This window comes from Gordonia sp. i37 (genome assembly GCF_002043085.1).
In the GTDB taxonomy this organism is placed as follows: Bacteria; Actinomycetota; Actinomycetes; order Mycobacteriales; family Mycobacteriaceae; genus Gordonia; species Gordonia polyisoprenivorans.
Genome location: NZ_MVPX01000537.1, coordinates 1 through 5,246 on the forward strand (window position 1 = coordinate 1; position 5,246 = coordinate 5,246).

Annotated in this window: 6 protein-coding genes; 4 read left to right on the forward strand and 2 right to left on the reverse strand. The window is 66.6% G+C overall.

Translation table 11 applies throughout. From position 1 onward, the window contains the following. Nucleotides 1-162 precede the first annotated feature (162 nt). A complete protein-coding gene (locus B1964_RS26815) occupies nucleotides 163-819 on the forward strand; it encodes a hypothetical protein (RefSeq protein WP_006369529.1) in 657 nt (218 codons plus the stop codon). 27 nt (nucleotides 820-846) lie between these two features. On the opposite strand, the gene B1964_RS26820 is transcribed toward B1964_RS26815, so the two are convergent. Together B1964_RS26820 and B1964_RS26825 are read right to left on the reverse strand one after the other, a co-directional pair. Then, nucleotides 847-2,175 carry an amidohydrolase family protein gene (locus B1964_RS26820; RefSeq protein WP_079931982.1) on the reverse strand — a complete coding sequence of 443 codons (1,329 nt, stop codon included), beginning with the start codon at nucleotides 2,173-2,175 and terminating at the stop codon, nucleotides 847-849. Then, nucleotides 2,172-3,233: a 2OG-Fe(II) oxygenase family protein gene (locus B1964_RS26825; protein ID WP_079931983.1), complete on the reverse strand. Its 1,062-nt coding sequence runs from the start codon at nucleotides 3,231-3,233 to the stop codon at nucleotides 2,172-2,174. The genes B1964_RS26820 and B1964_RS26825 overlap by 4 nt, the downstream gene beginning before the upstream one ends. A 254-nt stretch (nucleotides 3,234-3,487) precedes the next feature. Between B1964_RS26825 and B1964_RS26830 the strand changes: the two genes are divergently transcribed. From B1964_RS26830 to B1964_RS26840, 3 genes are all read left to right on the forward strand, one after another. Beyond that, on the forward strand, nucleotides 3,488-3,955 hold the full coding sequence (locus B1964_RS26830) for a Fur family transcriptional regulator (protein WP_079931984.1): 468 nt from the start codon (nucleotides 3,488-3,490) through the stop codon (nucleotides 3,953-3,955). Nucleotides 3,956-4,110: 155 nt separating this feature from the next. Further along, nucleotides 4,111-4,542 carry an organic hydroperoxide resistance protein gene (locus tag B1964_RS26835; protein WP_079931985.1) on the forward strand — a complete coding sequence of 144 codons (432 nt, stop codon included), beginning with the start codon at nucleotides 4,111-4,113 and terminating at the stop codon, nucleotides 4,540-4,542. Nucleotides 4,543-4,618: 76 nt separating this feature from the next. After that, nucleotides 4,619-5,101: a DNA starvation/stationary phase protection protein gene (locus B1964_RS26840; RefSeq protein WP_079931986.1), complete on the forward strand. Its 483-nt coding sequence runs from the start codon at nucleotides 4,619-4,621 to the stop codon at nucleotides 5,099-5,101. Nucleotides 5,102-5,246 lie beyond the last annotated feature (145 nt).

Sequence of the window (5,246 nt, forward strand, 5' to 3'; positions counted from 1 at the left end):
CCATCGCCGCCGACGGCACGTTGTGGCAGGCGACGGTCGGTCACATGCTCAAGATCGGCCGGTGAGTCCGGTGTTCGTCGGCCGGCCGCGCGGTATCCCTCTCGCCGTGCTCCCTGAACAGGTGCGCCGTCGCGTCGACGCGACGAGTGTCACAATGCGACCATGATCGATCCCACGTCGGAGGACCCCGACCGCAGGCCGTCGCAGGCCGAGCTCGACGCGCAGGACCTCGCCGAACTGCAGCGGACCTCGGCCGACCGGGACCGGGCCAACCTGTACCCGAAGCCGCCCACCGCGCCCGGGCCCGCCCCGGCCGCGTTGGCACTCCACGCCCGGGTGGCCTTCTGGGGAGCGGCCGCGGCCGGGCTGGTGTGCGTCGTGTACGGGGCGATCAACCTCGGAGCGATCAGAGATCTTCTCCGTGATCGGATGCTCGCCGACGCCGTGGCCACGCCCAAGGGGCAACCCAACGCCGGTCAGATCGACACCTTCGCGTCGGTGCTGCCGGTCGCCGGGTTGATCATCACGGTGCTGTTCCTTCTCGGCGCATATCTGTTCCTCCGGGCCGCGGTCACCCATCACAGCCGCAACTGCCGCAACTTCTTCCTCACGATCGTCGTCCTGAACCTGATGTGTATCCCGGTGGGACTCGATCTGTTCTTCCGCTATCCGAGCCTGTGGTCGGGGACCGTGGTCCTCGGATGGATTCAGTTCGCGTTGCTGCTGGTGTCGGCGGTCATGACCCTGCGCCGTGTCGTCGACCGCTGGCTGCCCGAGTCGACCCGGATGCGCCCGACGCGAATGCTGCGGGCCCGGTAGGGAACTCACCGCGCCCGCAGCCACCGGTCACCCGGCGGTCGCGGCGATCAGCTCTTTGGTGAACTCAGCCTCGTCGATGCGCGTGCTGCGACCGTCGGCGACGACGACCTCGCCGTCGACCATCACCGTGTCCACCAGACGCGGGGAGCCGGTGGTCAGCAGCGAGGCGCCCGGATCGCGGACGGGGAGTGTGGCGTAGTCCCGGTCGAAGCGCAGGAGCGTCAGGTCGGCGGGGGCCCCGACGGCGACGCCGCCGATCGATTCGGGGAGTCCGAGCGCGACGTTGGCGCCGCCGCAGGCGATGTCGAGCATCGTGGCGTTGTCCATCAGATCCGCGCGCCGATGCACCGCCCGCTGTACATAGGCGCCGATGCGCAGCGTCTCGAGCATGTCCTGGGTGTCGTTGCTTGCCGCGCCGTCGACACCGAGCCCCACAGCGAGGCCGCGATCGAGCATCGCAGGCACCGGCGCGACGCCACTGCCGAGTCGCATGTTGGACAACGGGTTGTGCGAGATCGCCACACCGCGGTCGGCGAGCAACGCCTGCCCGTACTCGTCGAGTTCGACACAGTGCACCGCGAGCACCCGATCCCAGAGGAAACCCCCGCGATCGAGGTAGTCGACGGCACCGACACCGGCGTGCTCACGGCACATCACATCGTCGGTCGGAGTTTCCAGCAGATGGATGGAGACCGACAGGTCACGTTCCTGGGCGAACTCGCGCAGTGTCGTCATGCCGGGCTCGGTGAGCGATCGCGGATTCGGGACCGCGAGGGCGATCGAGATCGTCGATCCGTCGACCTGTGCCCGTAGGTGATCGATGTGGTCGAGGACCTCGTCGAGGGGTTGCATGAGCCGCGGCTCGAAGCCCCACTTGCGGGTCGCGTCCCCCCGATCGGCGACGCCCCGCCCGAGTAGGGCACGAATCCCGGTGTCGCGCAACGCCTGGATCACCGCACCGTGGACCTCATCCGACGGATGGGGCCACATGTGCTCGACGACGGTCGTCGTGCCCGACCGGAGACTCTCCAGACAGGCGGCCACGGCCGCGAGATACGCGCGCTGCGGTGTGATGGCCACCGACTGCTCGCCGATGGCCAAGAGCCACTCCAGAAGTGGTGTGCACTCGGCGATTCCGCGCATCAGCGACTGCTGCAGATGGGTGTGGGTGTTGACGAAGCCGGGGATGAGTACCGCGGGCGGTCCGGTGTCGGGGGACGCGGTGGTGTCGGTGATCGCGCTGACCGCCCCGGCGGCCACGTACACATCCTGGTGGGCGACCCACGTGCCGCCTACACGGACGGTGACGTCGGTGAACGCCCGGTCGCCGTCAGGTGATCCGTTCGGGGTGGTCATCGACGACCCTTCGTGGCGTCGAAGTTGGCCGAAAGACGTTGGGCGATATAGTCGGCGGCAGTGATCGGCGGGTACTTGCCCGCGGCACTCTCGATCAGCACGTCGGTGTTGGCCTGCGCGAAGTAGGCGATGGTGTAGCGCGGGCCCCGGTACTCCCCGCGTCGCGGTGCGCGCACGCGATGAAAGTTCGACGGCAGGGCGTCGTCGGACCAGCGCATCAGCATGTCACCGATATTGCAGGTGATGGCCTCGTCCGAGGGCTCGACGGGAGTCCATGCCTGGCTGTCGGTTTCGGCTCCCGGCAGCACCTGCAGGCCGCCCTGTCCCGATCGCTGGAACAGCAGGGTCAGCACGTCGAAATCGGTGTGCGCGCCGGCCCGCCAGATGTTGGGCTCGTCGAGCAACTCGTCGGGGAAGGGATAATAGTGCAACAGCCGCAGGGTGCTCTGATAGGTCTCGACGGCCGGATCGTGTGCGCGGGTGAAGAACTCGCGATCGAAGCCGAGCTTGTCGGCGAAGCAGCCGAGCAGGTCCATGGCGATCTGCCGGCACCGCGACTCGAAATCGTCGAGGGTACTGCGGAATCCGGTGAGCTCGTCCTCGGTGGGCCACAAACCGTCCATACGCGGGCGGGTGAACTGGTAGGACTCCTTCTGATCCGGGGTACCCACCGACGGCCGGACCTGGGTCATGAACTCCCAGCCCGCGTTCTGCCCCTTCTTGAGTGGATAGCGCTCCTTGATCTCCCGCGGCAGTGCGAAGAACTGTTCGGACATGGCGAACGCATGGTTCACCACGGACATGTCGATGCCGTGGTCGACGATCTGGAAGAAACCGATATCAGTTGCGGCCGACCAGAGTTGCTCGGTGATCTCGGCGCGGCGGGTGGCGAAATCGGCCAGGGAGATCTGGCGGACCTCGCGGTCGGTGGTCTCGATGCCCGCCCCGCCCATCCGTGATTCCCGGGCGAGTTCGGCCATCGGGGTGGCCGGGATGTGGGTGGGATCGGTACGGATGGCAGACGCGTGGATGTCGACGGTGGTCGTCGTGTCGCTCATGGTGTGACTCTCTCGGTGGTGATGAGACGGTGTGCGCTTTTCGACGCCGGCCGCGTGAGAGAGGAGTGGCCGACGGACGCGAACAATCGGCTTCTTGCCGATTGCTACACACGATCTCGTGCAGAAGACGATACGACAGCTTCGGCCGACCCGCCATCCGAGCGGGCCGTACCCGGAAAGGTTAGGCATACCTGCATTAATTTGGAGTTGATCCAATAGTTGGATTTACTCCAGAAAAAGGCTACACTGGAGTCATGCCCGAGATCGATGACGTTACCCCCGCGCAGCTGCATCAGCAGCTGCGCGGAGCGGGCATGCGCGTCACCGCACCGCGGGTCGCGGTGCTGCAGTTCGTCCACGGGCACCCGCATTCGACCGCCGACGTCGTGGTCGACCATGTGCGGGAGCACCTCGGCGGCGTATCGACCCAGACGGTGTACGACGTGTTGGGGACGTGCGCCGACAAGGGGTTGCTGCGACGGATCGAACCCGCGGGTTCGGCCGTCCGCTACGAGACCCGGACCGGCGACAACCATCACCACCTGGTGTGCCGGGTTTGTGGGGAGATCACCGACGTCGACTGCGTCGTCGGCGCAGCGCCGTGTCTGAACCCCGACCACGATCACGGCTACCTCGTCGAGGAAGCCGAGATCACCTTCTGGGGACTGTGCCCGAGATGCCGCAGCACGGCGTCGGTGGCAACCGAACCCGAGGGGCCGTGACCCGACGCCGGGAATTCTCGCCGAATTCACCGCTTCGGGAACGAAGAGTCGTCGAGAATGGTTGCAGAGCAAGGTAGTTCGACAACAACCGGCAATCCGCTCGATCCAGTACGTCCAACAGCCGTCCACGGACGGCCGACAACCGAGGAGACATCATGGCAATCGAACCCGCATACAGCATCTCGTCCAAGGCCAGTGGCGGTGGCCGCGACGGAGAAGTGGTCTCCGCGAGTGGTCAGATCGACCTCGAACTGCGTCCGCCGAAGGAACTCGGTGGCAGCGGCGACGGCAGCAACCCCGAGGAGCTGTTCTCCGCCGGCTATGCCGCCTGCTTCCTCGGGGCCCTGCGCGCCACCTCCAAGCAGGCCGGTACACCGGCCCCCGACGACGCCACCGTCACCGTGACCGTCGGTATCGGCAAGGACGAGTCCGACGGCGGTTTCGGGCTCGTCGTCGACATCGAGACCTACCTGCCGGGCCTCGACGAGACGAAGGCCAAGGAACTCGCCGAGAAGGCCCACGCCTTCTGCCCGTACTCCAAGGCCACCAAGGGCAACATCGATCACACTCTGACGGTCCGCGTCTAAGGACGCCACGACCCACCGCACCACCGCGCATTGCCGGCCACAGCCAGGCAACCGCACCACAGGAAGGAGTCACACCATGACTGCACTATCCACCCCCATCACCAGCACCCTGAGTGATGAGCAGAAGGAGATCACCGGCAAGGCCCTCCAGGAGACCCTCGTCGATCTGATCGATCTGTCGCTGATCGCCAAGCAAGCCCACTGGAACGTCGTCGGCGCCCAGTTCCGGTCGGTGCACCTCGAACTCGACGAACTCGTCAGTGTCGCTCGCGAATTCACCGACGCGGCCGCCGAGCGTGCCACAGCCATCGGCGTCAGCCCGGATGGGCGCGCGGAGACCGTCGCCAAGACCGCCGGTACCAAGGGATTCGGAGAAGGCTGGACCAAGGACGCCGACGTCGTCGTCTCGATCGTCGAGAATCTCAAGGCCGTCATCGCCGGTCTGCGCGAGCGCATCGACGTCACCGAGGACGCCGACCCGGTCACCCAGGATCTGCTCATCGGCTTCGCCTCGAAGCTCGAGCAATTGCACTGGATGTGGCAGGCACAGGTGGCCTGAGCGCCCCGATAGCCGGTGGAAGCGAGGGCGACAGCCTGGTCCTCGGCTCCACCGATCACAACGACGGACCCTGCCCACGCGGCGGGGTCCGTCGTCGTATCCGGGGTGGGACGTGGTTGCCGACGGAACCGGGCGGCTGTGACCT

Excerpts from the sequence above, each read along its gene's own strand:
- B1964_RS26830 (WP_079931984.1), top strand. The coding sequence starts at position 3,488 with ATGCCCGAGATCGATGACGTTACCCCCGCGCAGCTGCATCAGCAGCTG.
- B1964_RS26820 (WP_079931982.1), bottom strand. The coding sequence starts at position 2,175 with ATGACCACCCCGAACGGATCACCTGACGGCGACCGGGCGTTCACCGAC.
- B1964_RS26835 (WP_079931985.1), top strand. The coding sequence starts at position 4,111 with ATGGCAATCGAACCCGCATACAGCATCTCGTCCAAGGCCAGTGGCGGT.
- B1964_RS26840 (WP_079931986.1), top strand. The coding sequence starts at position 4,619 with ATGACTGCACTATCCACCCCCATCACCAGCACCCTGAGTGATGAGCAG.
- B1964_RS26825 (WP_079931983.1), bottom strand. The coding sequence starts at position 3,233 with ATGAGCGACACGACGACCACCGTCGACATCCACGCGTCTGCCATCCGT.
- B1964_RS26815 (WP_006369529.1), top strand. The coding sequence starts at position 163 with ATGATCGATCCCACGTCGGAGGACCCCGACCGCAGGCCGTCGCAGGCC.